Raw genomic sequence first — 25,673 nt, forward strand, 5'->3', positions numbered from 1 at the left:
AGGTGACGGAAGCCTGCCCCGGTCCTACCTAGGGGAAAACGACACCGCAAGGAGACAGACCCATGTCACTTCGTCCCATTCTAGAAACCCGCCCGGCGCAAGCCACCATGGAGGGCGCGGGCGTTCACCTTCACCGCGCCTTCGGCTTTGCCGATCCGTCCGAGTTGGACCCGTTCCTGCTGTTCGACGATTTCCGCAACGACGACCCGGCCTTCTACGCCAAGGGCTTCCCCTGGCATCCGCACCGGGGAATCGAGACGATTACCTATGTGCTGGAAGGCACCGTCGAGCATTCCGACAGCCTGGGTAACAGCGGTAAGCTGGGGCCGGGATCGGTGCAGTGGATGACCGCAGGCTCGGGCATCCTTCACCAGGAGATGCCCTATGGAAACGCAAAGGGCCAGATGCACGGCTTCCAGCTGTGGGGCAACCTGCCTGCCGCCGACAAGATGACCGCGCCGCGGTACCAGGACATCGCGGGCGGCGAGATCCCCGAGGTGGTGGATGATGACGGCACCCGCGTGCGGGTGATCACCGGGGAGTTCTGGGGCAAGCGCGGGCCCGTCGACGGTATCGCCGCCGACCCGCAATACCTGGACGTCACCGTTCCTGCGGGGGTGCAGAAGACCTTCCGCATCGACACTTACCGCCGCGCCTTTGCCTACGTCTTTGAAGGGGCGGGGGCGTTCGCGGACGCCTCGGCGCCGTCGGGCGTGTTGCTGGAAAAAGAGGTGATGGGCGAAGAGGTCAACATCCGCGACCTCTCGGGCAACCGGACGCTGATCCGCTTCGGCACCGGTGACGAGGTCACCGTTCAGGCAGGCGAAGAGGGCGTGCGTTTCCTGCTGATCTCAGGCGCGCCGATTGAAGAGCCTGTGGCCTGGCACGGGCCGATCGTGATGAACACGCAGGAAGAGCTGCGCGTTGCGATGCGAGAGCTGAACAACGGGACGTTCATCAAGCCGGCACACTAGAGGGGTTTCGCCGCGCTTGCGCGCACGCGACGGGGGCGAGGGGGGAAGCCCCCCCTCGCACTCCCCCAAGGTGCCTTTGGCGCGTGTTCAGACAGGGCCCTGCCATTGCACGAACGCGAGGCCGGCGCCGATCACCACAAGGGCCCGGAAGCCAATTTCCGCGGCCAGAAGGCTACGGCGCTGGCCAGCCAGGGCGCCGGGCCGGTGGCGGGCGAGCGTGGCACGGATTGTTTCGGCCGCACGCAGGGCTGTCGCGGGGTCGGTACGGGCGGCCAGTTTGGGATGGCTCAGGCGCGGCTCCAGATCAATGAGTTCTTGCGCCGCAGCGCGGGCGGGCGCGGGAAGCAGCCGACCGGCCCGGCGCACGGCGCGGGGGAAGCTGCGGGCCCGCACGGACAGACGCTCGGCGATCAGGCCGCGAAGCTCTTCCGTAACCGCCTGGTAATGCGCGTGATCCATCGAATCGACCCTCGTCGTTTGCAACTGCGCGAAGGTATGCCTTGGGCACGGGCCGCTCAACCCTCTGCGCTGCGCTGGATTTCCGGCGGCATCCCGCGTAACCGTTGGGCCATGTTGGAGACCTACACCTTTGGCGCCGAGAACGCCGCCCCCCCGATCCTGATCGCCCACGGCCTCTTTGGGTCTGCGCGCAACTGGAACGTGATCGCGAAACGGTTGGCGGAGCGGCGCTTCGTCGTCAGCGTGGACATGCGGAACCACGGGGCGAGCCCCTGGTCCGCGCCCCATTCGTATGAGGCGATGGCGGAGGATTTGGCGGAGGTCATCGCGCGGTTCGGCGTGGCGGATGTGGTGGGGCATTCGATGGGGGGCAAGGCGGCGATGGTGCTGGCCTGCGCGCGGCCTGATCTGGTGCGGCGGCTGGTCGTGGCGGACATCGCGCCGGTGGCATACGGGCACACGCAGCAGGGGATGATTGATGCGATGCGGGTGGTGGACCTGTCTGCCGTCGAGACGCGGGGGGATGCGGATCGGCAGCTGGCGGCGGTCGTGGAGGATGCGGGCGTGCGGGCGTTCCTGTTGCAGTCCTTGGACGTGAAGGGGCGACGGTGGCGGTTCAATCTGGATCAGCTGGAGGCGGATATGGAGGCGGTGATCGGGTTCCCGGAGGTCTCGGGCGCTTTCGAGGGGGAGGTCCTGATGCTGTCGGGCGGGGCGTCGGATTATGTGTTGCCGGAGCATCGGGGGCGGGTGAAGGCTCTGTTTCCGAAGGCCCGGTTTGCGAGAATTCCGGGGGCGGGGCACTGGCTGCATGCGGAGAAGCCCCGGGAGTTCGAGGCGGCTGTGGGGGCGTTTTTGGGGTGAAGAGCGGTCCGGCCTGGGCCGGGTCGAGACGTCCAGTGGACGTTTCGAAGCGATGAATGCGGGATCGCCCGCGATCTTGCCGGGAGGGGGTGAGCAGGGGTGCTCAAGCTTGAGCAGGGTGTTAAGGTATTGGTTTTGTGGGGTTTTGGAATGTTGTATAAGAATAAGATTATGTGTTTTTCGGCGCTTTCTACGCGGGGTAGAGAAGCCGGTGACGGGCAGTGTACTGAGGTCGCCACGACAGTTAGGGGCCGTGCGGTCAGTGAGACAGAAATAAAGGCTCGGCGGAATCACTAGCCGCATGTCGGCATTTCTATGCTACGTAGAAAGAAAAAAGGGCGGCCTCGCAATCGAGACCGCCAGTCGCAGGGAGAGTCGTTTGTCTCGCTCAGAAACGCAGCGCATTGGAAGCCATGGTCAGATCCTCCACACGTGCACTTGCTGCCTCTCTCTTGATCACGCTAATTGCATGTTCAGCCCCAGATTTGTTGATGTAGCCTTCCGACTGACACATCGGTTCGTTGTTGGGCGCTTTGAACCGCCAGTAATACTGGTTGTTCGCCGAGCTCTTGAAGATTTCAAAGCGATAAGATGCCATGGTATACTCCTATTGGCAGTAGATATGCGAAGCACGTGTATCGTGATCGCTATACTTGTGCTAATATAGTTAAAGCTATACGTCAAGTGTAGCGATCAGAAATCAGTGGAGAAATCGATTGTCGTCAAATTTTGGAAGGAAAATTAAGGAGTTACGACTTTCTCGGGGAGTAACTTTGGATGATCTGGCGTCGAGGGTTGGCTCGACGAAGGCTTACGTTTGGCAGTTGGAAAATAAAACGCCGGCTCGGCCTTCCGGAAAGTTGCTACTGGACCTCGCAAATGCCTTGTGCGTAGCACCAGATTTTCTCATTGACGACGAACAAGCAGAGCCAACGGTCGATCAGATCACCGATGGGTTTTTGCGGAGCATTAGAGATAAACAACTTACGAAACAGGAGTTAGAGCAACTCCTAAGCATCGCGGATACTTTGGCCAAAAAATGACTCCAATTAGGGCCGCAAACAAAATTTTGTTGCTGTGGCAGCAACATGGGCCCGACGCCTACCCAGTTGATCTGCAGCAGGTAGTTGATGGGGTAATTAATCAATCGTCGAGTCCAGATCGGCTGAACCTGTCCTATGAGCATCTGCAATCAACCGAAGGTGCAATGCTGCAAGCGACCGTCGATCCACATTCATTCGCGGCAATTGTAAATCTTGGAATAAAGAACAGTGGAAGGCGCCGATTCACTCTAGCGCATGAGATCGGCCACTTTGTGCTGCACAGATCTCTAAAAATGAACTTTCAATGCTCCCGTGAAATGCTTGAAGACTTTAAAACGTTAGGGGTCGAGCGAGAGGCAAACCAATTCGCGTCTCAACTGCTTATTCCTCCGAACCGCGTCCGTGAGTACGACGAAAAACCTTGGAACCTAGACACACTGAAAGAAATCTCGGCTCGATTTGAAGTTTCGCTCCAAGCGGCGGGCTTGCGCGCTACTCAGCTATCACAGAAAAGACGAGCGTTTGTAGTTTCCGTCAGCGATTTCGTTGAGTGGGGAAGCTCGTCCGAAAGACTCTACAAGCAGGGCTGCTTTTTTCGGCAGATGATGGAAGTTCCCGTGGGAAGCACCGCATTTGGGGCGGAATTCTCTGCGGACCGATTAGACGAGGTTTGTGTGCAATCAGATTTCTGGGGAGTAACACGACGATTCAAAGAGGAGTCCATGTTGGGTTACGACGGGCGAATCTACACCTGCATTGATGCTGATTAGTCACCTATCCATTTGCAGCGCTGAAATAAATGCTGACTGACGGCGTTGCATACCCTAGTTGCTGTGTGGGCCGGCTAGTTTTTGCAAGCAAAAACCGCTTTCGCCCACCGTTCGAAATTCCCGGTTGCGCTCTAAGTCTGGCCGCCCAGCGGCGGGACAAGTCCCGCCCTACGCGTGGGGGTGCACAATGAATGTGCACCCTACGGGTTAGCTGTCCATCTTCAGGGCGCTGATGAAGGCCGACTGAGGGATCTCCACCTTCCCAAACTGCCTCATCTTCTTCTTACCCGCCTTCTGCTTATCCAGCAACTTCCGCTTCCTCGACGCATCCCCCCCATAACACTTCGCCGTCACGTCCTTGCGCATGGCGGATAGCGTTTCGCGGGCGATCACGCGGCCGCCGATCGCCGCCTGGATCGGGATTTTGAACATGTGGCGGGGGATGAGGTCCTTGAGTTTTTCGACCATGGCGCGGCCGCGGGTCTCGGCGCGGTCGCGGTGGACCATGATGGAGAGGGCGTCGACGGGCTCGTCGTTGACCAGCACCTGCATCTTGACCAGGGCGTCCTCGCGGTAGCCGATCATTTGATAATCAAAGGACGCATACCCTTTGGTAACGCTTTTGAGCCTATCGTAGAAATCAAACACCACCTCGTTGAGCGGCAGGTCGTAGACGACCATGGCGCGGGTGCCGGCGTAGGTGAGGTCGATCTGGATGCCGCGGCGGTCCTGGCAGAGTTTCAGGACGTCGCCCAGGTATTCGTCGGGGACGAGGATGGTGGCCTTGATCCGAGGCTCCTCGATCCGGTCGATGGTGGCGGGGTCGGGCATGTCGGCGGGGTTGTGAAGCTCGGTCATCGTGTCGTCGCGCTGGTAGACGTGGTAGATCACGCTGGGAGCGGTGGTGATGAGGTCGATGTCGTATTCCCGCTCCAGTCGGTCGCGGATCACTTCGAGGTGGAGGAGGCCCAGGAAGCCACAGCGGAAGCCGAAGCCGAGGGCGGCGGAGGTCTCCATCTCGTGGGAGAAGGAGGCGTCGTTGAGGGCGAGTTTCTCGATGGCGTCGCGCAGGTCCTCGAACTGGTTGGTGTCCACGGGGAAGAGGCCGCAGAAGACCACGGGTTGGGAGGGTTTGAAGCCTGGAAGCGGCTCGGTCGCGCCGTGTTTGTCGTGGGTGATTGTGTCGCCGACACGGGTGTCACGGACCTGCTTGATGGAGGCGGTGAGGAAGCCCATCTCGCCGGGGCCAAGCTCCGCGATGTCCTCCATCTTCGGGCGGAAGACGCCGAGGCGGTCGACGGGATATTGCCCGCCGGTGCGCATCATCTTGATCTTGTCGCCCTTCTTGATCGTGCCGTCGATGACGCGGATCAGGACGACGACGCCGAGATAGGGGTCGTAGTAGCTGTCGACCAGCATGGCCTTGAGGGGCGCGTCGGGATCGCCCTTGGGGGCAGGCAGGCGGGTGACGATGGCCTCCAGCACATCCGGGATGCCCACGCCGGTTTTGGCGGAGATTTCAACGGCTTCACTGGCGTCGATGCCGATGACGTCTTCGATCTGTTCGCGGACCCGGTCGGGCTCGGCGGCGGGGAGGTCGACCTTGTTGAGGACGGGGACGATGTCATGATCCGCGTCGATGGCCTGGTAGACGTTGGCGAGCGTCTGGGCCTCCACGCCCTGCGAGGCGTCCACCACGAGCAGCGAGCCTTCGACGGCCTGCATGGAGCGGGAGACCTCATAGGCGAAGTCGACGTGGCCCGGCGTGTCGATGAGGTTGAGGATGTAGGTGTGGCCGTCGTTCGCGGGGTATTCGATGCGGACGGTGTTGGCCTTGATGGTGATCCCCCGCTCGCGCTCGATATCCATCTGGTCGAGGAGTTGGGCCTGCATGTCCCGCGCGGCCACGGTGCCGGTCAGCTGGATGAGGCGGTCCGCAAGGGTCGACTTGCCGTGGTCGATATGGGCCACGATGGAGAAGTTGCGGATGCGGTTGAGGTCGGTCATGTGGGCGGCCCTTGCGTGCGAAGGTTTGAAGGGGATGTAGCGTGTGAGGGAGGGGGAGGGAAGGGGGCTGGAACACCTTGTCTCTTTCGTTGAATTGATTCACACTTTCAAAGTCTTGGGGGTTAGCGGCCGTGGAAGAGGAAAAAAACAGCGATTTCGAGTCTTGGTTGCGGGAACAAGACGATAGTGTTCTGCCAGTATTGGCATACAGATGTGCTATGCGAGTGCTTCCAATCGTTTTTTTCGTGTCGTCAGCCGACGAAAAGTTCGGCAAAATGGCAATCTGGACTGTTAGAGTTTTGTTAACGATCGCAGTAAACAACAACCGTCCAAACCAAGCCTTTCAAAAAATTCTTGCGTCTCTCTCTTCAGCTGGCCCTTCATACGCCATGTCGTTTGTGCGAGACTACGATGCCCGAATGCCCGCTAGCGTAATGCGCGCCGTAGCTACGGCGGCTCTCGGAAGTACTAAGCGAAATGGAAAACCAGAAAAATGGAGTAATGTAAGAACTGTTATCGACACAACTCAATTCGCTTACCATGCGATTGGTCGAGGAGACGATCTGAGAGCCTCATCTGCTGTTTTTGAAACTGCGCTGGTTTATGATGTTGAACGGTTTTCCGACAACCTTCACACCGCTCCTGTGCCGACACCTGTAGAATTGGATCAAGCTATCGATCATTACAGGGAGGACCTAATTGATCTCACGAAGATCGATTCCGTGTGGGTTTTTTGGACTAATTGGTACACCCGCGCGATGTCTGGGAACCCCATCAGCTGGGACCTACAAGAAAAGGTAGCATTGCTTCCGAATGAGGTTTGGGAAGCAGGGCCAGAATCCGTGGCAGACGCGATCGTACAGGTTGAAGCCAATCAGAAAACTCCAGACGCCAGCCGTCCGGAAAATGTTCCCGCCATCGAAAAGGCGACCTTTCAGGAATTGATAAAGGGGCTGCTTTCTACACCAGATGTAACCTATGAATTTGCGGTATCGTCCGCCGAGACTATCAACCGCGCAATACACGAATACCTCAACGCGACGGGTGAAAACTTCCTACCTGACGAATTTGCTGCAATGGAGGCCTTACCTGCGCACTTTCGTCGTATTGCAAGATTGGCAGAAGATTCTGCCGAAAGCTTGAATCGTGAGCAAGATCTAAAATTGGAAATTGAAACGCTCAACGGACGGGTCGCTCAGCTTGAAGGTGAGCTGAAGGTTGCGTTGGAGAAAACGCTCGACGGACGCTTTAAAGTCGCCGCGATTGAAGGATTAGCTAAGACTGTGACCAGTCCTTGGGCAATTGGCGCGCTGGGGTATGCGACGTGTCATTTCTTTGGATGGACCCCGAGCGCAATGACGTTCACGAACCTGCGCAGCTATGGCGAGGCGCTTTACAAGGCGTCTCCATTGATCGGGCGATAGGCAGTGGCTGTGGCTGTGAACGGTGAAGCGAAACCTATTCAAAAGTTTGCGTGGGTTGAAATGTGCGATGAAATGTGTATTTTGATGGGCATTCAGGAGCGCGCGCCATGACACGTCTACTCACCACCGAAATCGCCTCAATGACAGAAATGCGGGAGCCGCAGAAGGTTCTTAACCGTGCAAACGGGAAGCCTGTAGCGATCCTGAAGAACTCCAAGCCTGTGGCGTACTTGGTGCCTGCGGAGGCGTGCAGCGATCCGGGGGAGCACCGGGGCGCGACGATGGACGAGGTGATGGAGATCCTTGGGCAGCGGCGCGTGATGGATCAGCCGGTGCTGGATTACCTCAAGGACAAATGAGCTATCGGCTCTTCCCGGCGGAGGTTGTGATTGCCATCCATGATGCCGTGCTGAACCCCGGCGAGTTGCAGGGTTTTGCGCGTGACAAGTCGTTGGAGGGTGCGTTGGCGCGGGTGGAAAACCGGGTTGCCTTTGGGATGATCGACGATGCCTTTGACTTGGCGGCGGCCTACGCGGAGGCGATCGGTCAAGGCCATTGCTTCAATGACGCCAATAAGCGGACGGCGTTTCAGGTAATGGCCGTGTGTTTGCACGTAAATGGGATCGTTATGGAATTCACGCCCGATGACGTCGGCCCCAGGATTATCGATTTGGCCCAGGGGCGTGCAGGGGCTGAGGACATGGCGCGGTGGTTGCGGGTTGTCGCGGCGCAATAGGGCTATGCCTGCGGGTGGGGCGTGGATAGGATTTGTAGGAGCACCGAGACAAGGACCGCCCCATGAACCCTATCCCTCTGCGTATCGCTGACATCTACGTGCCTGGGCCGCGCAAGAAGACGTTGGAGCCTGAGAAGGTGGACGCTCTCGCCAATGATATTCTGGAGAACGGGCAGGTGACGCCGATACGGGTTCGCGAGGGGAAGGGGCGGTATGTGTTGCTGGAGGGCCTGCATCGGTTGGAGGCCTTGAGGGCGCTGGGCGAAGAGAAGGTCGTGGTTTATGTGACGCAGGCGCGGCTCCATTAGAACAGCCTTCGAAAGCGTGAATTGACCGGGGCGGGGGGCGTCTGGCATATTGCGCGTCAGAGCAGATCCGGGCGCAAAGACCCGTTCCAACCCTGAGGCATTCATTATGCGATTGATATACCCCGTTCTTGCGGCTGCATTTCTGGCCGTGCCGACCTCTGCCAACGCCAACCCGATCCAGCGGGCCTGTATGGCCTCGGACCGCGATGCGTCGCGTGCGCTTTGTTCGTGCATCGGCGATGCGGCGGGCGATACGCTGACGCGCAGCCAGATGCGCGAGGGGGCGCGGTGGTTCGATGATCCGCAGCGCGCCCAGGATACGCGGCAATCGGACCGTGCCTCGGATGAGGAGATGTGGGCCGCGTGGCGCACGTTCTCGTCGCTTGCGCAGCAGCGCTGCGGGTAGATTGGCGCGCAGCAGCGCTGCGGGTAGGGTGGCGCGCTAGCGCGCTGCGGGTAGGGTGGCGCGCTAGCGCGCTGCGGCTGGCGATCACGGAACTGTCAGGACAGGGATGGCGCGGGGTCGGATAGGCTCGGCCCAAATCGGGAGGGCGGGTGATGATCCGAGTTTTGATGCTGTGCATGGGCTTGGCGGCGATGCCCGCTGGCGCGACGGTGCTGGGGGGAGAGATCCTGCAGCAGACAGGCGGCGGCACTTTCGTGAAGCTCGACACCGCCGAGCCCTTCGCGGTCGGGGCCGATACGTTCAACACCGACCACCTCTATGCCTTTGACGAGGATCAGAATATTCTGCTGATCGAGCCTATTCGCGTGGACATCGGCGGGGGCGATCTGGGGGCGATCCCGGCGGGCACCGTGGTGGCGAGCCACTACGTGTTTTTCGACAGCATCAACGGCACGCAATACGGCTACGTCGATTTCGACGCGCCGATCCTGGGGATCGCGGCGCTGCAGGAGAGCATGGCGGCGACGGATTTTCTGGCGAATACGCGTGTGACCTACCTGAGCCTGGAGCTGCGCGGGTTGGAGCGGGGCGATCAGGTGTGGATCGACGAGGATGACCCGTTCCGGCTGTGGGTCTACTGGGCGGGTTCGTCGCCGGGGGATTACATCCGGGTGTTCACGGCACGCTCGGCGGCGGCGATGATGTGACCGGCCCCGCTGGTCTGGGGGAGGCCTGTGGTGTGTTGGCTTTCGGTGCCGGGGCCGGAGATTTGTGTCCTGAGACCTGTGTGTAAGGGCGATGGATGCGCAAATGGCTTCTATCAATGCGGGTGGCATGTGGGCTCACACGTCCTGTCAGCAGGGATTTGGACTTCAGATAGCTCTCAGGAGCCAGTGTCAGGGAGCTTGCGTAAACGGCTGCAAGGGGTCGAGTGGCACTTGGCTACGTCTTGTTTGGGGGGCGCCCACGCTACATTGGCGCAGCGTGGGGCCATATCGGGGTCAGCCGTCGGTGCGGTGGCCCGCGTGGTCGTGCTCTTCCGAGCCATGGCCGCTGTGGTCGCCGTGACCGCCATGGGCGCCCGCTTCGGGCTGGCGTTCGTTGTCGATAGTGATTGTGTGGGTCACCGGATCTGAGGTTTCGAAGGTGAAGGTGATCTCAATCTCTTCGCCCTGGACCAACGGATTGGTCAGGCCCAGAAGCATCACGTGCATGCCGCCGCGTTCCAGCGCGATGGTCTCTCCGGCGGCGATGGGGAAGCCTTCTTCCACCTCGACCATGCGCATGACGCCGTTGTCTTCCATGATGTGGGTGTGAAGCTCCAACCGCTCGGCGGCGTCGGAACTCACGCCGATCAGGCGGTCGTCGAAGTCATTGTGGTTGAAGATGGTCATGAAAGCCGCGCCGGATTGGGCGACGGGGCTGGAGGCGCGGGCGTAGGCGTCCTCGATCACCATATGGGCGTGCGCCAAGGCGGGGAGCACCGCGAAGGCGGTGGCGAGAAGCGTTGTTTTGAAGGGCATGTCGGTCTCTCTTCCTGTGTCGTTGGGGTGGGGTGCGGCTCAGGCCAGGTCCGGTGGGGCACGGGCCTGGGCGCTCAATAGGACGACAGGGAGAGGGAGGGGGGCGGGCGTCAGCGGGTCCGCTTGGCGGATCAGAAGAAGGGGCGTTGTGGCCGCTGGAGGTGTGGGCGCGAGGGCCGCAAAGGCAAGCAGGCAGGCGGGGCATTCGGGCGCTGCGATGGCTTGGCCGTCGGCGTCCAGAAGCGGCAGGCCCGAGGCATCGAGCAACAGGTCCGGCGCGCCGGTGCCGCAATAGCCGCCCGCCGCCGCCATGCGCGTCTCTGCCACGACGGCGGTGAGGCCGCTGAGCACGAGGGCGAGGGCCAGAAGCATATGAAGGAGCGCGCGGCGGATCATGTGCTTACGTGTAGCGTGCAGTGAAACGGATCACCAAGCGACAAAAACGCCATCGCCCCGCGCGGGGGGTTCCCGGCGGGGCGATGGGCAAACACTTGCAAAAAGAGGTGCGGCTTAGGCCGAGGCTGCGGCGGCCTGGGCTTTCGCGATCTCTTTCTTGATCTTCAGCGCGCGCTCGGACAGCTCCGAGTCCTTGGCTTTCGCCATGAACGCGTCCAGACCGCCGCGGTGATCCACCGTGCGCAGCGCGGCGTTGGAGATGCGCAGCTTGAAGCGGCGATCCAGGGTGTCCGAACCGAGCGTCACATCGCTCAGGTTCGGGAGGAAGCGGCGCTTGGTCTTGTTATTGGCGTGGCTTACGTTGTTGCCCGTCATCGGGCCTTTGCCGGTCAGTTCGCAGACGCGCGACATGGGGTGTCCTTCTCATATCTCAACCAGGGCTGGGCGCGGGGCCGGGCCTCTGAAACCAATAGGGCGCCGAGGAAGCTCGGACGCCCGGAAAATCTGGATTGGGGAGTACGGAGGCAGCGACAGGGTGTCAAGGCGTTTGTGGGCCGTTTCTTGGGTGGATTGGGGGATTCACGCCAGCCGGGAATGGGCGTAGCGTGGCGCGCGATGAAAGAGACCGATCTATATCCGCCCGTGAAGGCCTTTCTGGAGGCGCAGGGCTTTGAGGTGAAGGGCGAGGTGGGTCCGGCGGATGTCGTGGGCCTGCGCCCGGGGGGCGCGGGCGACGACATGGTGGTGGTCGAGCTGAAGAAGGGGTTTTCCCTGACGTTGTTCCACCAGGGGATCGCGCGGCTGGCGCTGTGCGATTGCGTCTATGTGGCCGTGGCGAAAGGGAAAGGTCGGCCCTGGCTGAAGGCACTGCGCGAAAACGTGCGCATGGCGCGGCGGTTGGGCCTGGGGGTGATCGGCGTCGATGTGGCGGCGGGCGCGGTGAAGGTCTACGCAGAGCCGGGCCCTTACGCGCCGCGCAAAGTCGCGCGCAAGAAGCGCGCCATCGTGGCCGAGTTCGAGAAACGCGAGGGCGATCCGAACCTGGGCGGCCTGCAGGGCGCGCGGGTGACGGCATACCGGCAGGAGGCGTTGTTGTGCGCCGAGTTCCTGGCGCTTGCAGGCGAAGCCAAGGGCGCGGAGGTGGCGAAATCCACCGGCGTGGCGCGGGCGACGCTGATCATGCGCAACAACCACTATGGCTGGTTCGAGAAGGTGGCCGTGGGCGTCTATGCGTTGACTGACACGGGCCGAGCCGTGGCGGAAGGCGGCTGATGAAAGTGGGCGCGATGCAAACGGATTTCGAGATCACCACGCGCGGTCCGGGGCTGTACGAGTTCACCGCCGAGGTCGCGCGGTGGCTGGCGGGGGCGGGCAGCGGGGTGCTGACCCTGATGGTGCGCCATACCTCGGCCTCGCTGTTGATCCAGGAAAACGCGGACCCGGACGTGCAAGACGACCTGATGGTCTACCTCGACCGGCTGGCGCCCCGCGCCGATGACCCGTCCATGGCCTGGATGCGCCATGTGGCCGAAGGCCCCGATGATATGCCCGCCCATATCAAGGCCGCCCTCCTGCCCGTGTCCTTGCAGGTGCCGGTACAATCCGGGCGGATGCGGCTGGGCACCTGGCAGGGCATTTACCTGGTTGAACATCGCGATGCCCCGCACCGTCGCCTTGTCGCGGCCCACTTCGCGTGATGGCGCGACTGCAACAGGTCACCTGCGCTACATGGTGTGGGGACGATTAGGGCCTACACAAGGCATGCGCGCCTCCCTATAGTGCCTGTGGATAAGCGGGCATAAGCCCCAAGGATTGAGGTAGGCGCGGCGAGAGTTCTCCATGCGCGATAGGGACAGGAGGCTGCGCCATGCGTTGCCCATTTTGCGGAAATATTGACACCCAGGTGAAGGACTCGCGTCCTGCTGAAGATCATGTGGCGATCCGGCGGCGGCGGTTTTGCCCGGCCTGCGCGGGCCGTTTCACGACCTACGAGCGCGTGCAATTGCGCGATCTGGTGGTGATCAAATCCAGCGGCAAGCGCGAGGATTTTGACCGGACGAAGCTGGAACGCTCGATCCGGATGGCGCTGCAAAAGCGCCCGATTGAGCCCGAGCGCGTGGATCAGATGATCTCGGGCATGGTGCGGCGGCTGGAAAGCCTGGGCGAGACGGACGTGCAATCCAAGGTCATCGGCGAGATCGTGATGGAACGCCTGGCGGCGATTGATACTGTCGCCTACGTGCGTTTTGCGAGTGTTTACAAGAACTTCCAGGCCACGGACGACTTCGAGGATTTCCTGGCCGAACTGCGTCCACCTGCGCAACAGACCGAGAGCTGACGTGCCCCCCTTGGTTGGGGAGGCTGACGCACGCTGGATGGCTCTGGCGCTGTCGCTTGGCGCGCGGGGCCTTGGGCGCGTGTGGCCGAACCCGGCGGTGGGCTGCGTTCTGGTACGGGAAGGCCGGGTGGTCGGGCGCGGCTGGACAGCGCCCGGTGGGCGGCCCCATGCCGAGGTCGTGGCACTGGGACAGGCGGGCGTTAAGGCCGCGGGCGCCTGCGCTTACGTCTCGCTAGAGCCCTGCAATCATGTTGGACAGACGGGGCCCTGTGCCCAGGCGCTGATTGACGCCGGTGTTACGCGCGTCGTCGTGGCCTGTACGGACCCGGACCCTCGGGTTGCGGGCGGCGGGATCGCGCGGCTGCGCGCGGCGGGGGTCGAGGTGGTTGTTGGCGTGAGGGCGGCAGAGGCCGAGCGGGCGCATCTTGGGTTCTTCACGCGGGTGCGTTCGGGGCGTCCGATGGTGACGCTGAAACTGGCGACGTCCGTGGATGGGCGGATCGCCACGGCGAGCGGTGAGAGTCAGTGGATTACCGGGCCGGACGCGCGGCGGCGGGTGCATGGGATGCGGCTGACGCACGATGCGGTGATGGTCGGCGCGGGCACGGCGCGGGCCGATGATCCGTCCTTGACAGTGCGCGGTTTCGGCGACGTGCCCCAGCCCGTGCGCGTTGTCGTCTCGCGGCGCCTGGACGTGCCGGTGGTCTCCAACCTGGGGCGCACGGCGCGAAAGGTTCCGGTGTGGTTGGTCCACGGCCCCGACGCGCCCGTCGCGGCGAGGGAGGCCTGGCTTGGTGCGGGCGCGCAACTGCTGGAAGCGGGGCTGGAGGAAGGCGGCCAGATGGACCTTGCGGCGGTTCTCTCGGCGCTGGGCGAGGCCGGGCTGACGCGCGTGTTCTGCGAAGGCGGCGGGGCGCTTGCGGCGTCACTTTTGGCGTCAGATCTGGTGGACGACCTGGCCGTTTTCTCGGGCGGTCTGGTGATCGGCGCGGAGGGAACGCCCTCGGTCGGCGCGATGGGATTGGGGGCGCTGTCAGGGGCGCCTCGGTTCGCGCTGGATAGGGTTGAGGGTGTCGGACCGGACGCTTTGAGTATCTGGACGCGGCCCGCTGAATAGTTCGAAATTAGACGGATATCTGTGGATAAACCTGTGAATAATGCTCCACGCGGGTGGATTTCTGCTATCTAGAGCGTCCCGCCTTTAACCTGAGACATCAGATAAAGGCGGGGCGCGCGCAACGATCAAGCGTTGCACTGCGCTCCCCCAAAAGCTGTTACTCAGGTTTTTGGCGGAACGCTTTAGCGACGCCAAAGCCAGCTTTGGCCCGCAAGCCAGCCCTGCAGTTTGGCCAGGGCCCGGAGGCTTGGTTTGCGCGGGACACCGTCGCCTGATGCAAGGCGCTCGACCGCGATTTCAACGGGGCAGGGCAGGCCGGTGACGGGATCCATGTAGCGCGGGTAGGTGATGAGCGCGGCGTGGACCAAAGCGGCAAGCGAGGGCTGCGCGCAGCGGCGCGATGGCACGTCGCCCAGGTCCGTGGTCAGGCCCCAACCGGCATAGAAGGGCGCGCCTAACGTCGTTACGGGAAGGCCGCGGACCAGCGCCTCAAACCCCATGGCCGAGGTCATGGTGACGACGCGGTTTGCGACGGCCAAAAGCGCCTCGGCCCCGGTTTGATCGGCGATGTGATCGGCGAGCGGGTGGGCGTCGTCGGGCAACGCTCCGATGCGCAATCCGGCCTCCACATCGGGGTGGGGTTTGTAGATCAGGTAGGCATCGGGATGCAGACGCCGGGCCTCGGCCAGAAGAGCGGCGTTGGTGTTGATCGTACCGGTGCCGAGACGGATGGAGGCATCATCTTCGACCTGCCCGGGCACAAGAATGACCTCGCGGTCAGGGGGCAGGCCCGGAAGCGACCCGCCGGTGATGTTGTACTTCGTCAGGCCCGCGCGGCGGAGCGTCTGGATCAACCGCTCGGCGCGGTCGAGGCGCGGCAAAGGCAGCGCGGCCGCCTCAGTGATCAGCCGCTCCAGACGGCTTTCGCGGGTGGGGTCGTAGTAGATCCCGAGGTCATCAAGGACCAGCGACAGGGGCGGGACCAGCTCGGCCCCAAGGCCCCGGGACCGCAGGAACCCGTCTTCCATCCGCAACAGCCTGTCCGAGGCCGCCGCGATCTCGGGCGTCTCGCGGCCTGCCCAGACGATCGTGGGGCGGCCGGGCACCGGCGCATCGGCGAAATCCAAGGCCCCGTGCTGACCGAAGCCCGCCTTCAGATGCCCTTTTTTCCAGCTGCGCATACCGAGGGCGACGTAACCTGCGCGGTCCTCTCGCCAGCTACGCGCCTGGGCTTCGAGCGCGCCGAGGACGTCTTCGACCTGGCCCAAGGCGTCGCGGTACGGGTCGTACCAGGTGGGGTAGAGCAGTAGTGCGCCTGCCACCAGTTGCGCGCGGGTCAGTACCCGTTGGCGGCGGGCGGGGACCGGGCGGCGGTCATCTGTCAGGCCCCATCCGGCGTAGAAGGGCACGCCGAAGGTGACGGGCTTGTGGCCCGCCAATATGGCCTCGAACCCGGCTTGGGAGGTCACGGTGTAGACGGCACGCGCGCCCTCAAACATGCGCCAGAGCGAGATCGGGCGGTCATCGAGGGAGACATTGGGGGGCAGCGTGTCGGCGCTGAAGTGGCCGGGGCGGTGGCCATCGCGCGTCTCGGGGTGGGTCTTGATGACGATATGGGCATCGGGGTGGTCTTCGCGGGCCCAAGTCAGCGCCTCGGCGAAATTGTCGGCGGTGGCCTGGCCCAGGGTGATCGACGCGTCGCCCTTTGTCTGGTCGATCAACAGGACGTAGCCGGGGGCGGGCGGTTCCAGAGCCGGGTCGTGGGCGGAATACTTTGACAGGTGCCCCTCGGCCATGCGGGCCATGACATCGCGGGCACGGTTCAAAAGCGCCGTGTCGTCAAAGGGATGGGTGGCGAGGATATGTTCCAGATCCGAGGCGCGGGTGGCGTCGAAGTAGATGCCGCGCCGGTCGATCACCAGGCCCAGGGGCGGCTCCCCCGAGCGGCCGGGGTGGAGGGAGCGGAGGAAGGCGTCTTCCACTCGGACCAGATGCGCGCCCGTGGCCTCCACCACCGCTTCACCGCGCGGGGCGTAGGGGGAATGGCCCCAGACCACGACGTCATCGGTCGCGTCGGGTTTGCCAAGCTTCAGGTCGTAGCCCGCGAGGGTCAGAATGCGGCGCACGCGCGCGTTGGTCAGGAAGCCTGCATTAAAATGATAGGCGCGGCGGTGGGGCGAGGTCTTTGAGCCCCCCGCCCCGCTATCGCCAAAGGGCGTCATGGATCAGTTGGTGCCGCCAAGCGCATCCGAGACGCCCGTCACGCCGGTCAAGGTGCCGGTCAGCGCCGAGATCGCGGTGTTGAACTGGGTGATCGGCGCGGAGGTCACATAGACCGTGTCGCCATCACGAATGACGAAATCGCGCGCCTCAAACATGCCGGTGGGCGCGGTGAGGTCGAGCACGTAGATCATCCGCTGGGTGCCGATCAGGTCATCACGGGCCAGGACCAGATTGGCCAGTTCCTCGGGCTCGTTACGCAGGACGAAGACGCCCGTGGGGTCCGCGAGCGAGGGGTTGAGGCCGCCGACGGAGGCGATGGCATCGATGGCGGAAATCACCTGGCTGTCGAAATCCACGACAGTCTGGGCACCGGTCGCGCCAAGGGCGGTGAACCGGCGGGTGTCGCCTTCGACGATGATCCGATCATCGGCGCGAAGCGAAATGTCGACGTTGGGATCCCGGAAGATATCCTCGTACCAGACGGTGCCGGTATGGCCGCCGCGTACCAGGGTAACGCGGGTGATTTCAGCGTCATTGGTGGTGCCGCCTGCCGCCGACAACATGCCCGAGAGGGTCCGCGTCGGACGTTCGATCGGGAAGATGCCCTGGCCGTTGACGTCGCCCGAGATCACGACGGTCGCGCCGTCGCCCGCTTCGCGCGAGACGATGACCTGGGGGTCGGGGGTTTGTTCGTCGAGGTTGCGGGTGATCACCTCTCGCAGCTGCTCGGGCGTGTTGCCCGCCGCGCGGATGCGGCCTGCGTAGGGGATGAAGATGAAGCCGGAGCTGTCGACCTGCAGCGTGGAAAGCTGCGCGGCGTTGGAGCCTTCGCCCGCCAGGAGGCCATCGGTCACGTTCTCGAAAATGGTCAGGGTCAGCGTGTCGCCGGGGCGGATCAGGTCGGTGTCGGCCACGCCTGCGTTCAACAGCGCCTGCGGGAAGCCCAGGGTCGGGACCAGCGAGGTCGCGGCGGTGACGCGTTGGTTGACCTCGACCACGAAAGCGTCGCCTTCGTTCTGGACGGAGCCTGCGAAGATCTGGTTGCGGGTGGGACCGGCGGACGGAAGCACGCGGGTGAGCACGTCACACGCAGTTATCGACACCACACAGGTGCAAAGCGCGGCGATGCGCGCGAAACGGGGAACCCTCGATGTCACGGGGATGGCTCCTTTAGCCTGAACTGCCTCAGATATTTTATTCTCGTTTTTTGGTAAGATATCCAAAAAGGCTTCACCGGGGAAGCCCCTTGCAAGCAATACCTTATTTCACCAACGAAAGGTGTTGCCTTGGTGCCGGTCTGCCCGCGTCCAGCGCGTCATAGGCATCCTCGGATGACAGCATCATATCGACCACCTGGCGCAAAAGCTGTCGGCGTCCGCGGGCGGAATAATAGCTGCCCGAGATCTGCGAGGTTTCCAACAGATAATGGCGATAATCGCGGTAGGCGCGGCTGTCGGGGCGGGTGGGGTTCTGGAAAAAGGCGGGCAGGGATTGGTCCGAGACGAACTCGGGCTTGAGGTAGACGGCTTGGCCAAAGGCCTTGAGCGGAAGTCCGCGCCAGAGCGCCTGTTGCGCGGCGGTGGAATTCACGGTGACGGCAGAACGCGCGTCGTTCAGAAGCCGCGCCAGCTTGCCGCCGCGCACGTAATGCACGCGGTCCGAGACGCCGTGGAGGGCCGCGAGGCGGCGGATATCGGCGCGGATCGGTGTGCGGCCATCTTCCAGCGGGTGGGCCTTAAAAACCAGGTGGTGGTGCGACGGCGCGCCGTCGGCGAAGCCCGCGATCAGCACCTCCAGGAATTCGGCCATATCCTCGAACGGTCCATGGTCGCGGAAGCTGGCGTCATGGGCCAGTTGCAGCAGCGCCAGGTGGTAGGGGAAGCCGCCGGTCTTGATCCGGTAGGTGGCCTGCACCCGGTCCATCCAGAGGAAGGGCATCAGGGCCAGGCGGCGCAGATACAGGCGAAATTCATCGCGCACCGTCAGGGCACGGTGCGGTCGGAAGGCGGCATAGGCGCGGTTAGCGAGCAAGACGAAGCCATGGTAGGCGGCGCCGTAGAAGACATGCTGGCGCATGTCGCCCCATTTGGCCGGCGCATCGGGCAGGTCGAGGTCGAGGTCCTTGAGCGCATTGCGCATCTGCTGCACCGAAGTGTCCATCAGGCGCGAATGCCCGTTGGCGCCGCCGCGCTCATAAGTCACCCAATAGGGGCGCAGGTAGCCTTCCTCAAACACATGGACGGTGATGCCCTTGGCGCGCGCATGCTCAATCGCCTGGGCATGAATGGGCCGCGTGTCGCCATAAAGCACGAGATCGGTGATGCCCTTTTCGTCCAGAAGGTGCGCGATGTGGTCGGGCCAGCCCTTTGACGGCTGGGTGAAGGGCAGGTAGGTGGATTTATCGGGCCAGAACGCTTGATCACCCCGGTTGAAGCCCACCCGCCAGACCTTCGCGCCCGCGTTTGCCATCATCTCGGCCAGGCGCGCGAAGAAGGGCCCGTGGGGGCCTTGCAGGAACAGGAAGGCGCGGTGGGTGTGGCTGGGCGCCATGGGGGCAGGATCCTCTGGTCTTGGGGCTGTCTAGCCGGATTTCCTTAACAAGAGCAAAAGGGAAGGGCGCGGTCTGGGCTGAATTGTGGCATCTGCGTGGCTACTGCGACCCTGGGGCCACGCAGGCGCAACGCTGGACGGCGGCGGTTTTTGCGCGATATCAGGGGGCAGCAGCGGAGCCAAAGGGAAGTCACGCAGATGTTCACAGGAATAGTCACCGATCTGGGCGAGGTCCGCGCGCTGGAGCACCGCGGCGACCTGCGCGCCCGCATCGGCACGGGGTATGACATGGACACGGTGGACCTGGGCGCCTCGATCGCGTGCGACGGGGTTTGCCTGACCGTGGTGGCGATGGGCGCGGATTGGTTCGATGTCGATATCTCGGCCGAGAGCGTCTCGAAAACCAACATCGGGACCTGGGAGGTGGGAAGCCGCCTGAACCTGGAGCGCGCGCTGAAGGTGGGTGATGAGTTGGGCGGGCACATCGTCTCGGGCCATGTGGACGGGGTGGCGGAGATTATCGGCATGGTTGAGGAGGGGGACAGCACCCGGTTCACCTTCCGGGTGCCCGGTGATCTGGGCCGGTTCGTGGCCCCCAAGGGCTCGGTCGCGCTGAACGGCACATCGCTGACGGTTAATGAGGTCGCGGGCTCCGAGTTTGGGGTGAATATCATTCCCCACACCAAGGAGGTGACGACCTGGGGCACCGCAAAGGTGGGTGACGCAGTGAATTTCGAGATCGATACGCTGGCGCGCTATGTGGCGCGGCTGGCGGAGTGGAAAACCTGAGGCCAGCGCGGGCGGCAGGGTTGGGATTGAGTTGTATTTGGCAAGATGAAGGGGGGAGCGGGCGTGAAGCCATTGGTCGTGCGGTCGATAGAGGATTGGTCCGGGCAGCGCTGCGTGGATGTGCGGCGCGAGGTCGATGGGCTGTTTTCCTGGGCAGAGTGCCGGCGCGACCCCGAAGACGCCCATGGCTGGCGCTTTCTGGGGATTGGCGCCGGCGGATTTTCCGGGGAAGCTGAGGCGGAAGTGGACGCGAGGCGGTCGGTGGAATGGATGGAGGACGCGCAATGACGGGGATGGGGCACAACAAGGGACCCAGCATGGAGGCCGGTGCGGGATTTCGCCGTGTCGCCTGGACCAAGGCGCGGGCCGCGTTGTTACCGAGCCTGCCGTTGGAAGTGGTCCGGTTGCGGGTGAAACGGGCGGAGCGGTTGGGCCTGCCTTACAAGAGCTACGCCACGGTGCGCGCCGTTACCGGGCGCGACATCGTGGGCTTTTTGTTTTCCGACAATGCCTTGAGCATGGGGCGGGGCGCCCAGGTGCCAGAGCCGGAGCGGGCGCGGTTGATCGCGCTGGAGGGCGCGGCAAAGCGGTTGGTGGCCATCCATGCGCCCCGTGATCCTGAGGCGGCGATCGAGGCGGGGATAATTGATGGCGCGGGCCGCGCGCCGGGTCTGGCCACCCCATGGCGGGCCGCGCGCGACGGATTGCGGGCGATGGCGCAAGACGCCTCGGTTCCGTTTGATGGCTTGGTCGTCGTGGCCGCCACGGCGCTGGAGACCGAATGGAGCGGCACCGCCGGTCTGGGCGGCACGATCCCCCGTGACGTGATGTTCCCCGCCTGAACACCCGGTGTGCGCGCGCCTCCCTTTCCAATACCGGCGCGTTGGACTATCTGGCCCCATGAAGCCGTGCAGAGGGGACGCCGCGCCATGACCGAAGCCTTTGAAACCCCCGGTCCCGTGGAACGGGACTGGTCGGATGCGATCTCGTCCATCGAGGAAATCCTGGAGGACGCGCGCAATGGCCGGATGTTCATTCTGGTGGACCACGAGGACCGCGAGAATGAGGGCGATCTGGTGATCCCGGCGCAGATGGCCACGCCCGAGGCGATCAATTTCATGGCCACTTACGGGCGCGGGCTGATCTGCTTGTCCCTGCCCGGCGAGCGGATCGACGCGCTGGGCCTGAGCCTGATGAGCACCAATAATTCCTCGCGCCACGAGACGGCGTTCACCATTTCCATCGAGGCGCGCGAGGGCGTCTCCACGGGTATCAGCGCCCATGACCGGGCGCGGACCGTGGCAGTGGCGATTGACAGCGGCAAGGGTGCTCAGGATATCGCGACGCCGGGCCATGTGTTCCCATTGCGCGCGCGCGACGGTGGCGTGTTGGTCCGCGCGGGCCATACCGAGGCGGCAGTGGATATTTCGCGGCTGGCGGGGCTCAATCCTTCAGGCGTGATCTGTGAGATCATGAATGACGACGGGTCCATGGCACGGCTGCCGGATCTGATCGCCTTTGCGCAACGCCACGGTCTCAAAATCGGCACGATCAGCGATCTGATCGCCTACCGCCGCCGCCACGACAACCTGGTGCGGGTGCAGCAGGAAGAGGTCATCACCTCGGAGTTCGGCGGTGAATGGAAGATGCGGATCTACACCGACCAGACCCAGGGCGCCGAGCATATCGTGCTGATCAAGGGCGACATCAGCGGCGACGACCCGGTGCTGGTGCGGATGCACGCGATGGACCCGCTGCTGGATGTGGTGGGGATCGGCCCGGCGGGCCGCGCCGGTGAGTTCAACGATGCGATGAGGCTCATAGCCGAAGAGGGGCGCGGTGTCCTGGTGCTGTTGCGGGACCTGACGATGAAGCTGGTCGCCGATGATGAGGTCAGCCCGCAGACCCTGCGGCAGTACGGCCTTGGCGCGCAGATCCTGTCGTCGCTGGAGCTGAGCGACATGATCCTTCTGACAAATTCACCTCAACCCAAGGTCGTGGGGCTCGATGCCTACGGCCTGTCGATTGTGGGCACACGCAAAATCTCGGAGCTTGGATAATGGCGGGACATTCAGACAACGACCTTGGGCTGCCGAGCTTTGACAAGTCGGTGAAAGTGGCGATCGTGATCGCGCCTTACTACACCAGCATTTCCGAGGCGCAGCTGGCGGCGGCGCGGGGTGTGCTGGACGCCGCCGGTGTGGCCCATGAGACCATCGAGGTGCCCGGATCGCTGGAGGTACCCACCGCCATCGGCATCGCGCACCGGATGAGTAACTTTGACGGCTTTGTCGCGCTGGGCTGCGTGATCCGAGGGGCGACGTCGCATTACGACGTGGTGGTCAACGAGTCCTCGCGCGCGCTGACGATGCTAGGCCTGCAGGGCATCTGCATCGGCAACGGCATCATCACCGTGGAGAACCGTGATCAGGCCGAGGAACGCGCGGATGGCGCGCGGCTGAACACCGCCGGTGGCGCGGCAGAGGCGGCGCTGCACCTGATCGCGTTGACGCGCAAGTATGGCGCGCCTAAGGGGAACCTCGGGTTCAAACCCAAGGGGTTTTCCGGCGACACCATCGAGATCGCGGACGGATCAAGCACGGCATGAGCGAGAAGAAACCAAAGGGTCCCAATCGGGACGAAAAGCGCCAGATGCGCTCTGCCGCGCGGCTTTATGCCGTGCAGGCGCTGTTCCAGATGGAGCATTCCAACCAGACGCTCGACGCGGTGCGACAGGAGTTTGAGACGCACCGTTTCGGCGCTGTCTACGAGGGTGAAGAGATGGCGGAAGGCGATACCACGCTGTTTCGCAAGACCCTGGAAGACGCCCTGGGCCGCCAGGCCGTGATCGACCAGATGACGGACCGGGCGTTGGTGGAAAAATGGCCGATTGACCGCATCGATCCCACCTTGCGGGCGCTGTTTCGTGCAGCGGGGGCCGAGCTGGTCGCGGGCAACGCGCCGCCGAAGGTGGTGATCACGGAATTCGTGGACGTCGCGCGCGCCTTCTTCCCCGAGGGCCGCGAGGCGAAGTTCGTCAACGCGGTGCTCGATCACATGGCGCGCGAGGCCAAGCCCGAGGCTTTCTAGGTCTCAGGTCCTAGTCGCGCGGTTTGGGTTTGGCCGCGAAGCTGACTGCCAGCCGGTTCCAGGCGTTCATCTGCGCGATGACCAGCGTCAGATCGACAACCTCAGCGTCCGAGAAATGGTCGAAGAGCGCGTCATAAAGCGGCTGCGGCGCGCCTTGGGTCGCGACCTGCGTGACCGCCTCCGCCCAGGCCAGCGCTGCGCGTTCACGCGCGTCGAAGAACTGCGCTTCGCGCCAGACCGGCAGACAGTCGAGCCGTTGTTGCGTCTCTCCGGCGCTGCGGGCATCCATGGTGTGGACATCGACGCAATAAGCGCAGCCGTTGATCTGCGAGACGCGGACCTCCACCAGCGCTTTCAGCTTATGCTCGATCTTGGTCACATCGGATTTGGCCTTGAACATGCTCGCGATGGCGGGACCGTTGATGGCGATGTAGTTCAGGCGTTCAGACATTTTGGCCTCCAGATGGGCGATGGGCAGTGGGGCGCGCGGATGCGCTCAGGCATCATCCGGCGCGGAAACCATGCGATATTCCACCAATTCCTCGGGGAGCAACACATAAATCGCATCGGGCGGGGTGGTCAGCGCATGTTGCATCACGCGGACGTCCACACCCATGGCGTCGAGATGGGCCATGACCTCGCCCTGGCCGAACTGGATGTCTTCGATGGCGAGAAAGGCGGGCAGGGCGGTGTTCTCGCCGAAGTAGTGCTGGTGAACGCCGACCATCGCGCCCTCGGGGATCTCGCGGGTCGTGCCGCCCGCCAGCACGTAGGGGCAGGCGGACAGGCAGATGTCGCCCGGCTCCATCATCGTCGCCAGGTCCGCGTCGCGGATCGCCTGGCCGATCGCCAGCGCGTCCTGAACGGAGCCGCCCGGGGAATGCAGCCGGATGGCTTCAAAGGTCGCGTCGGCCTCCAGCCATTCCGCGAACCGCGCGCTGTCGCCGGGTGCGATCTGGCCGGTCAGAAGCGCCACGTCGCCCTCGACCGAGAAGCGCAGTCGGGTGGGCATATCGCCGGGGTCGGGGATCGGCGTTTGCCGCGCGGGGTCCGTGCGGTCGCGCGCCGGAAGATCGCCGGGGCGGTAGCGGCGGACCTGATCGCCGGGGGCCACGGGCGCGTCGAGATTGGGCGCGGAGGTCCCGGCCAGCAGGCGCGGCAGGGCCGAGATCAAGTCCGAGCCCGCCAGGACCACCGCCATGGCGATCTGGAACGCGAGGATCGCGGTGATCGCGCGTTTGACGGTGAAGCCGCGCGGAGCCTCCTCTGTCTCAATCATTGGAGCGGACCGGCTGCGGCGCCAGGGGCTTCACGTTTTCAGGCGGCGGCGCCTGGGCCGCAGGGGGATGATCCAACGCCTCCATCTCGCGCATCGCATGCAGCGCGGCGCGCAGCTCGGCCAGCGTCAGCGTGTCCTCGGCCGGCAGATCGCCGCGCCCTGCGCGGATCGCGCCCTGGGTGACCATCAGGATCAGGACCAGCACGGCGGGCAGAAGGTCAATAGCAATCGCCCCGGCCCAGGAGGGTACGAAGTTGCCTGCATAAAGGATGACGGCATCGGCGGAAGAGATCGGCGTATACGTCACCTGGGCCGTGTCGGGCCGTGCGATGACCAATTCGGCGGCGTCCTCCAGCGACGCAGCGCGCAGGGCCAGCACTTGCAGAACGGAGGTGATGGTAGAGGCCTGCGCCTCTTGCCCGCCCGCGCCCGAGGCATCGAGTTCCGGCAGAACCACGGAGGCCGACAGGTCCTCTGCCGCGCGGTCCACCAGCGGCGCCACGGACAATTGCCGCAGGGACGACACAAGGCCCGCCAGGCGCACGGCATCCTCGGAGAACGCGACGGAGCGGGCCTCGACCGCGCCGGGCTCCACGATCAGCGCCCGCATCCGCGACAGAATCACGTTGCCTTCTTCAAATGCCGCCTCGATCAGGGGCGATTGCGCCTGGATCTGAACCTCCAGCGCGGCGAGTTCCTCGGCCTTCTGGCGCAGCACCCGGAACACCGCGCCGCGCCCGGCGAGGCCGGAGAGGTTGCCGTCGGCCTCCTGCTCGGACAGATCCTCGAACGACTGACGCACGCGGGTCACGTCACGCTCCAAGGCCTGGGCGCTGACGGCGGTGTCATGAGCCTGCTCCAGCGCCTCCTGGTATTCCTGCACGGTCTGCGCCAGGTGCTGTTCCACCGCCGCTGATCCCGCCAGCGCCGCCGCGTTCAGCCAGGACGACATGGCGATGATCGCCAGAGACCCCAAGGCCATCGCCCCCATCAGCTTCAGCTTGGCCGCCGTGGTGCGCATCGCGGGCATCAGCCGCAACAGGTAGGACCAGAACACGAAGATGCCGACGGAAACGGCAATGGAATAGGCGGAGGCCGCAAAGAAAGACAAGGCGCCGGTGTCATCCAGCAACGACGACACGCCGAGGTACGTATAGATGCCGGAGGCCGTCGCCAGCACTGCCAAAGCGGTGCCTGAGAAGCTTTCCAGCCAGGTCAGATGGCCCTGAAGCTCTCGGGCATGGGCCAACCCATGGGGGTTGGCGTTGCGGGTCGGGCTGTTGGGCATCTTGCGCCTCCTGCTGTGGGCTCGAAGCAGGAATATAGACGCTGTTGCGCCCGTGCCCAAGGTGCAGGGCTTGTAGCGGCGAAAATCCT

General features: G+C 63.6%; 32 protein-coding genes. 20 read left to right on the forward strand and 12 right to left on the reverse strand.

Annotated features, from left to right (window positions below):
* Positions 1 to 62: 62 nt before the first annotated feature.
* Positions 63 to 974 (forward strand): pirin family protein, encoded by a 912-nt coding sequence (locus AC6I9R_RS06160; RefSeq protein WP_461427952.1) that lies wholly within the window; start codon positions 63 to 65, stop codon positions 972 to 974.
* 87 nt (positions 975 to 1,061) lie between these two features.
* Here AC6I9R_RS06160 and AC6I9R_RS06165 read toward each other — a convergent pair whose 3' ends face one another.
* Complete coding sequence (locus tag AC6I9R_RS06165) at positions 1,062 to 1,457, reverse strand: hypothetical protein (RefSeq protein WP_461427953.1); 396 nt, start codon at positions 1,455 to 1,457, stop codon at positions 1,062 to 1,064.
* A gap of 87 nt (positions 1,458 to 1,544) precedes the next feature.
* On the opposite strand from AC6I9R_RS06165, the gene AC6I9R_RS06170 reads away from it, so the two are divergent.
* Positions 1,545 to 2,297 (forward strand): alpha/beta fold hydrolase, encoded by a 753-nt coding sequence (locus tag AC6I9R_RS06170; protein ID WP_461428180.1) that lies wholly within the window; start codon positions 1,545 to 1,547, stop codon positions 2,295 to 2,297.
* A 388-nt stretch (positions 2,298 to 2,685) separates the two neighbouring features.
* On the opposite strand, the gene AC6I9R_RS06175 is transcribed toward AC6I9R_RS06170, so the two are convergent.
* Positions 2,686 to 2,895, reverse strand: a complete 210-nt coding sequence (locus AC6I9R_RS06175; RefSeq protein ID WP_461427954.1) for a YegP family protein — start codon at positions 2,893 to 2,895, stop codon at positions 2,686 to 2,688.
* Positions 2,896 to 3,013: 118 nt separating this feature from the next.
* Between AC6I9R_RS06175 and AC6I9R_RS06180 the strand changes: the two genes are divergently transcribed.
* Both AC6I9R_RS06180 and AC6I9R_RS06185 read left to right on the forward strand, forming a co-directional pair.
* Positions 3,014 to 3,340 (forward strand): helix-turn-helix domain-containing protein, encoded by a 327-nt coding sequence (locus AC6I9R_RS06180; RefSeq protein ID WP_461427955.1) that lies wholly within the window; start codon positions 3,014 to 3,016, stop codon positions 3,338 to 3,340.
* Complete coding sequence (locus AC6I9R_RS06185; RefSeq protein WP_461427956.1) at positions 3,337 to 4,110, forward strand: ImmA/IrrE family metallo-endopeptidase; 774 nt, start codon at positions 3,337 to 3,339, stop codon at positions 4,108 to 4,110. Before AC6I9R_RS06180 ends, AC6I9R_RS06185 begins: the two co-directional genes overlap by 4 nt.
* Before the next feature lie 207 nt (positions 4,111 to 4,317).
* Here the strand turns inward: AC6I9R_RS06185 and lepA are convergent, their stop codons facing one another.
* Positions 4,318 to 6,117 (reverse strand): translation elongation factor 4, encoded by a 1,800-nt coding sequence (lepA, locus tag AC6I9R_RS06190; protein ID WP_461427957.1) that lies wholly within the window; start codon positions 6,115 to 6,117, stop codon positions 4,318 to 4,320.
* 131 nt (positions 6,118 to 6,248) lie between these two features.
* On the opposite strand from lepA, the gene AC6I9R_RS06195 reads away from it, so the two are divergent.
* The 6 genes from AC6I9R_RS06195 (at position 6,249) to AC6I9R_RS06220 (ending at position 9,698) form a co-directional block, all read left to right on the forward strand.
* Complete coding sequence (locus AC6I9R_RS06195) at positions 6,249 to 7,541, forward strand: hypothetical protein (protein ID WP_461427958.1); 1,293 nt, start codon at positions 6,249 to 6,251, stop codon at positions 7,539 to 7,541.
* A gap of 107 nt (positions 7,542 to 7,648) precedes the next feature.
* Complete coding sequence (locus tag AC6I9R_RS06200) at positions 7,649 to 7,900, forward strand: hypothetical protein (RefSeq protein WP_461427959.1); 252 nt, start codon at positions 7,649 to 7,651, stop codon at positions 7,898 to 7,900.
* Positions 7,897 to 8,277 (forward strand): type II toxin-antitoxin system death-on-curing family toxin, encoded by a 381-nt coding sequence (locus tag AC6I9R_RS06205; RefSeq protein WP_461427960.1) that lies wholly within the window; start codon positions 7,897 to 7,899, stop codon positions 8,275 to 8,277. Before AC6I9R_RS06200 ends, AC6I9R_RS06205 begins: the two co-directional genes overlap by 4 nt.
* A gap of 62 nt (positions 8,278 to 8,339) precedes the next feature.
* Positions 8,340 to 8,585 carry a ParB N-terminal domain-containing protein gene (locus tag AC6I9R_RS06210; protein ID WP_461427961.1) on the forward strand — a complete coding sequence of 82 codons (246 nt, stop codon included), beginning with the start codon at positions 8,340 to 8,342 and terminating at the stop codon, positions 8,583 to 8,585.
* A gap of 106 nt (positions 8,586 to 8,691) precedes the next feature.
* Complete coding sequence (locus AC6I9R_RS06215; protein ID WP_497863077.1) at positions 8,692 to 8,991, forward strand: hypothetical protein; 300 nt, start codon at positions 8,692 to 8,694, stop codon at positions 8,989 to 8,991.
* A gap of 152 nt (positions 8,992 to 9,143) precedes the next feature.
* Positions 9,144 to 9,698, forward strand: coding sequence for a hypothetical protein (locus AC6I9R_RS06220; RefSeq protein WP_461427963.1), 555 nt, complete (start codon positions 9,144 to 9,146; stop codon positions 9,696 to 9,698).
* Between the two features lie 294 nt (positions 9,699 to 9,992).
* Here AC6I9R_RS06220 and AC6I9R_RS06225 read toward each other — a convergent pair whose 3' ends face one another.
* The 3 genes from AC6I9R_RS06225 to rpmB all read right to left on the reverse strand — a co-directional run bounded on the left by AC6I9R_RS06225 (position 9,993) and on the right by rpmB (position 11,321).
* A complete protein-coding gene (locus tag AC6I9R_RS06225) occupies positions 9,993 to 10,514 on the reverse strand; it encodes a copper chaperone PCu(A)C (protein ID WP_461427964.1) in 522 nt (173 codons plus the stop codon).
* Between the two features lie 39 nt (positions 10,515 to 10,553).
* A complete protein-coding gene (locus tag AC6I9R_RS06230; RefSeq protein ID WP_461427965.1) occupies positions 10,554 to 10,910 on the reverse strand; it encodes a DUF2946 family protein in 357 nt (118 codons plus the stop codon).
* 114 nt (positions 10,911 to 11,024) lie between these two features.
* Positions 11,025 to 11,321, reverse strand: coding sequence for a 50S ribosomal protein L28 (rpmB, locus tag AC6I9R_RS06235; RefSeq protein ID WP_461427966.1), 297 nt, complete (start codon positions 11,319 to 11,321; stop codon positions 11,025 to 11,027).
* 204 nt (positions 11,322 to 11,525) lie between these two features.
* On the opposite strand from rpmB, the gene AC6I9R_RS06240 reads away from it, so the two are divergent.
* The 4 genes from AC6I9R_RS06240 (at position 11,526) to ribD (ending at position 14,365) form a co-directional block, all read left to right on the forward strand.
* On the forward strand, positions 11,526 to 12,182 hold the full coding sequence (locus AC6I9R_RS06240) for a DUF2161 domain-containing phosphodiesterase (RefSeq protein WP_461427967.1): 657 nt from the start codon (positions 11,526 to 11,528) through the stop codon (positions 12,180 to 12,182).
* Between the two features lie 14 nt (positions 12,183 to 12,196).
* Entirely contained in the window at positions 12,197 to 12,607 is a 411-nt protein-coding gene (locus AC6I9R_RS06245; protein WP_461428181.1) for a secondary thiamine-phosphate synthase enzyme YjbQ, read from the forward strand.
* Between the two features lie 170 nt (positions 12,608 to 12,777).
* The gene (gene nrdR, locus AC6I9R_RS06250; protein WP_461427968.1) at positions 12,778 to 13,248 is read left to right on the forward strand and encodes a transcriptional regulator NrdR; all 471 of its coding nucleotides are present in this window, start codon (positions 12,778 to 12,780) and stop codon (positions 13,246 to 13,248) included.
* Between the two features lie 10 nt (positions 13,249 to 13,258).
* Positions 13,259 to 14,365 carry a bifunctional diaminohydroxyphosphoribosylaminopyrimidine deaminase/5-amino-6-(5-phosphoribosylamino)uracil reductase RibD gene (ribD, locus tag AC6I9R_RS06255; protein WP_461428182.1) on the forward strand — a complete coding sequence of 369 codons (1,107 nt, stop codon included), beginning with the start codon at positions 13,259 to 13,261 and terminating at the stop codon, positions 14,363 to 14,365.
* A 182-nt stretch (positions 14,366 to 14,547) separates the two neighbouring features.
* Here ribD and AC6I9R_RS06260 read toward each other — a convergent pair whose 3' ends face one another.
* The 3 genes from AC6I9R_RS06260 to AC6I9R_RS06270 all read right to left on the reverse strand — a co-directional run bounded on the left by AC6I9R_RS06260 (position 14,548) and on the right by AC6I9R_RS06270 (position 19,138).
* Entirely contained in the window at positions 14,548 to 16,587 is a 2,040-nt protein-coding gene (locus tag AC6I9R_RS06260) for a capsule polysaccharide biogenesis protein (RefSeq protein WP_461427969.1), read from the reverse strand.
* A gap of 3 nt (positions 16,588 to 16,590) precedes the next feature.
* Positions 16,591 to 17,745 carry a polysaccharide biosynthesis/export family protein gene (locus AC6I9R_RS06265; RefSeq protein ID WP_461427970.1) on the reverse strand — a complete coding sequence of 385 codons (1,155 nt, stop codon included), beginning with the start codon at positions 17,743 to 17,745 and terminating at the stop codon, positions 16,591 to 16,593.
* 103 nt (positions 17,746 to 17,848) lie between these two features.
* The gene (locus AC6I9R_RS06270) at positions 17,849 to 19,138 is read right to left on the reverse strand and encodes a capsule polysaccharide biogenesis protein (RefSeq protein ID WP_461427971.1); all 1,290 of its coding nucleotides are present in this window, start codon (positions 19,136 to 19,138) and stop codon (positions 17,849 to 17,851) included.
* A gap of 198 nt (positions 19,139 to 19,336) precedes the next feature.
* On the opposite strand from AC6I9R_RS06270, the gene AC6I9R_RS06275 reads away from it, so the two are divergent.
* From AC6I9R_RS06275 to nusB, 6 genes are all read left to right on the forward strand, one after another.
* On the forward strand, positions 19,337 to 19,927 hold the full coding sequence (locus AC6I9R_RS06275) for a riboflavin synthase (protein ID WP_461427972.1): 591 nt from the start codon (positions 19,337 to 19,339) through the stop codon (positions 19,925 to 19,927).
* 63 nt (positions 19,928 to 19,990) lie between these two features.
* On the forward strand, positions 19,991 to 20,215 hold the full coding sequence (locus tag AC6I9R_RS06280; protein ID WP_461427973.1) for a hypothetical protein: 225 nt from the start codon (positions 19,991 to 19,993) through the stop codon (positions 20,213 to 20,215).
* Positions 20,194 to 20,769: a hypothetical protein gene (locus AC6I9R_RS06285; protein WP_461427974.1), complete on the forward strand. Its 576-nt coding sequence runs from the start codon at positions 20,194 to 20,196 to the stop codon at positions 20,767 to 20,769. Before AC6I9R_RS06280 ends, AC6I9R_RS06285 begins: the two co-directional genes overlap by 22 nt.
* A gap of 87 nt (positions 20,770 to 20,856) precedes the next feature.
* On the forward strand, positions 20,857 to 21,987 hold the full coding sequence (ribB, locus tag AC6I9R_RS06290; protein WP_461427975.1) for a 3,4-dihydroxy-2-butanone-4-phosphate synthase: 1,131 nt from the start codon (positions 20,857 to 20,859) through the stop codon (positions 21,985 to 21,987).
* Positions 21,987 to 22,535: a 6,7-dimethyl-8-ribityllumazine synthase gene (locus tag AC6I9R_RS06295; RefSeq protein WP_461427976.1), complete on the forward strand. Its 549-nt coding sequence runs from the start codon at positions 21,987 to 21,989 to the stop codon at positions 22,533 to 22,535. Before ribB ends, AC6I9R_RS06295 begins: the two co-directional genes overlap by 1 nt.
* Positions 22,532 to 23,017, forward strand: a complete 486-nt coding sequence (gene nusB / locus AC6I9R_RS06300; protein WP_461427977.1) for a transcription antitermination factor NusB — start codon at positions 22,532 to 22,534, stop codon at positions 23,015 to 23,017. Before AC6I9R_RS06295 ends, nusB begins: the two co-directional genes overlap by 4 nt.
* A 10-nt stretch (positions 23,018 to 23,027) precedes the next feature.
* Here nusB and AC6I9R_RS06305 read toward each other — a convergent pair whose 3' ends face one another.
* The 3 genes from AC6I9R_RS06305 to AC6I9R_RS06315 are packed head-to-tail and all read right to left on the reverse strand — an operon-like array spanning position 23,028 to position 25,584.
* Entirely contained in the window at positions 23,028 to 23,468 is a 441-nt protein-coding gene (locus AC6I9R_RS06305; protein WP_461427978.1) for a carboxymuconolactone decarboxylase family protein, read from the reverse strand.
* A 45-nt stretch (positions 23,469 to 23,513) separates the two neighbouring features.
* Positions 23,514 to 24,296, reverse strand: a complete 783-nt coding sequence (locus AC6I9R_RS06310; RefSeq protein ID WP_461427979.1) for a COG3904 family protein — start codon at positions 24,294 to 24,296, stop codon at positions 23,514 to 23,516.
* The gene (locus tag AC6I9R_RS06315; protein WP_461427980.1) at positions 24,289 to 25,584 is read right to left on the reverse strand and encodes a hypothetical protein; all 1,296 of its coding nucleotides are present in this window, start codon (positions 25,582 to 25,584) and stop codon (positions 24,289 to 24,291) included. The genes AC6I9R_RS06310 and AC6I9R_RS06315 overlap by 8 nt, the downstream gene beginning before the upstream one ends.
* Positions 25,585 to 25,673 lie beyond the last annotated feature (89 nt).

The organism is Gymnodinialimonas sp. (genome assembly GCF_059726805.1).

Excerpts from the sequence above, each read along its gene's own strand:
- AC6I9R_RS06160 (WP_461427952.1), top strand. The coding sequence starts at position 63 with ATGTCACTTCGTCCCATTCTAGAAACCCGCCCGGCGCAAGCCACCATG.
- AC6I9R_RS06170 (WP_461428180.1), top strand. The coding sequence starts at position 1,545 with ATGTTGGAGACCTACACCTTTGGCGCCGAGAACGCCGCCCCCCCGATC.
- AC6I9R_RS06175 (WP_461427954.1), bottom strand. The coding sequence starts at position 2,895 with ATGGCATCTTATCGCTTTGAAATCTTCAAGAGCTCGGCGAACAACCAG.
- AC6I9R_RS06185 (WP_461427956.1), top strand. The coding sequence starts at position 3,337 with ATGACTCCAATTAGGGCCGCAAACAAAATTTTGTTGCTGTGGCAGCAA.
- lepA (WP_461427957.1), bottom strand. The coding sequence starts at position 6,117 with ATGACCGACCTCAACCGCATCCGCAACTTCTCCATCGTGGCCCATATC.
- AC6I9R_RS06200 (WP_461427959.1), top strand. The coding sequence starts at position 7,649 with ATGACACGTCTACTCACCACCGAAATCGCCTCAATGACAGAAATGCGG.
- AC6I9R_RS06205 (WP_461427960.1), top strand. The coding sequence starts at position 7,897 with ATGAGCTATCGGCTCTTCCCGGCGGAGGTTGTGATTGCCATCCATGAT.
- AC6I9R_RS06210 (WP_461427961.1), top strand. The coding sequence starts at position 8,340 with ATGAACCCTATCCCTCTGCGTATCGCTGACATCTACGTGCCTGGGCCG.
- AC6I9R_RS06215 (WP_497863077.1), top strand. The coding sequence starts at position 8,692 with ATGCGATTGATATACCCCGTTCTTGCGGCTGCATTTCTGGCCGTGCCG.
- AC6I9R_RS06220 (WP_461427963.1), top strand. The coding sequence starts at position 9,144 with ATGATCCGAGTTTTGATGCTGTGCATGGGCTTGGCGGCGATGCCCGCT.
- AC6I9R_RS06225 (WP_461427964.1), bottom strand. The coding sequence starts at position 10,514 with ATGCCCTTCAAAACAACGCTTCTCGCCACCGCCTTCGCGGTGCTCCCC.
- AC6I9R_RS06230 (WP_461427965.1), bottom strand. The coding sequence starts at position 10,910 with ATGATCCGCCGCGCGCTCCTTCATATGCTTCTGGCCCTCGCCCTCGTG.
- rpmB (WP_461427966.1), bottom strand. The coding sequence starts at position 11,321 with ATGTCGCGCGTCTGCGAACTGACCGGCAAAGGCCCGATGACGGGCAAC.
- AC6I9R_RS06240 (WP_461427967.1), top strand. The coding sequence starts at position 11,526 with ATGAAAGAGACCGATCTATATCCGCCCGTGAAGGCCTTTCTGGAGGCG.
- AC6I9R_RS06245 (WP_461428181.1), top strand. The coding sequence starts at position 12,197 with ATGCAAACGGATTTCGAGATCACCACGCGCGGTCCGGGGCTGTACGAG.
- nrdR (WP_461427968.1), top strand. The coding sequence starts at position 12,778 with ATGCGTTGCCCATTTTGCGGAAATATTGACACCCAGGTGAAGGACTCG.
- AC6I9R_RS06260 (WP_461427969.1), bottom strand. The coding sequence starts at position 16,587 with ATGACGCCCTTTGGCGATAGCGGGGCGGGGGGCTCAAAGACCTCGCCC.
- AC6I9R_RS06270 (WP_461427971.1), bottom strand. The coding sequence starts at position 19,138 with ATGGCGCCCAGCCACACCCACCGCGCCTTCCTGTTCCTGCAAGGCCCC.
- AC6I9R_RS06275 (WP_461427972.1), top strand. The coding sequence starts at position 19,337 with ATGTTCACAGGAATAGTCACCGATCTGGGCGAGGTCCGCGCGCTGGAG.
- AC6I9R_RS06285 (WP_461427974.1), top strand. The coding sequence starts at position 20,194 with ATGGATGGAGGACGCGCAATGACGGGGATGGGGCACAACAAGGGACCC.
- ribB (WP_461427975.1), top strand. The coding sequence starts at position 20,857 with ATGACCGAAGCCTTTGAAACCCCCGGTCCCGTGGAACGGGACTGGTCG.
- AC6I9R_RS06295 (WP_461427976.1), top strand. The coding sequence starts at position 21,987 with ATGGCGGGACATTCAGACAACGACCTTGGGCTGCCGAGCTTTGACAAG.
- nusB (WP_461427977.1), top strand. The coding sequence starts at position 22,532 with ATGAGCGAGAAGAAACCAAAGGGTCCCAATCGGGACGAAAAGCGCCAG.
- AC6I9R_RS06305 (WP_461427978.1), bottom strand. The coding sequence starts at position 23,468 with ATGTCTGAACGCCTGAACTACATCGCCATCAACGGTCCCGCCATCGCG.
- AC6I9R_RS06310 (WP_461427979.1), bottom strand. The coding sequence starts at position 24,296 with ATGATTGAGACAGAGGAGGCTCCGCGCGGCTTCACCGTCAAACGCGCG.
- AC6I9R_RS06315 (WP_461427980.1), bottom strand. The coding sequence starts at position 25,584 with ATGCCCAACAGCCCGACCCGCAACGCCAACCCCCATGGGTTGGCCCAT.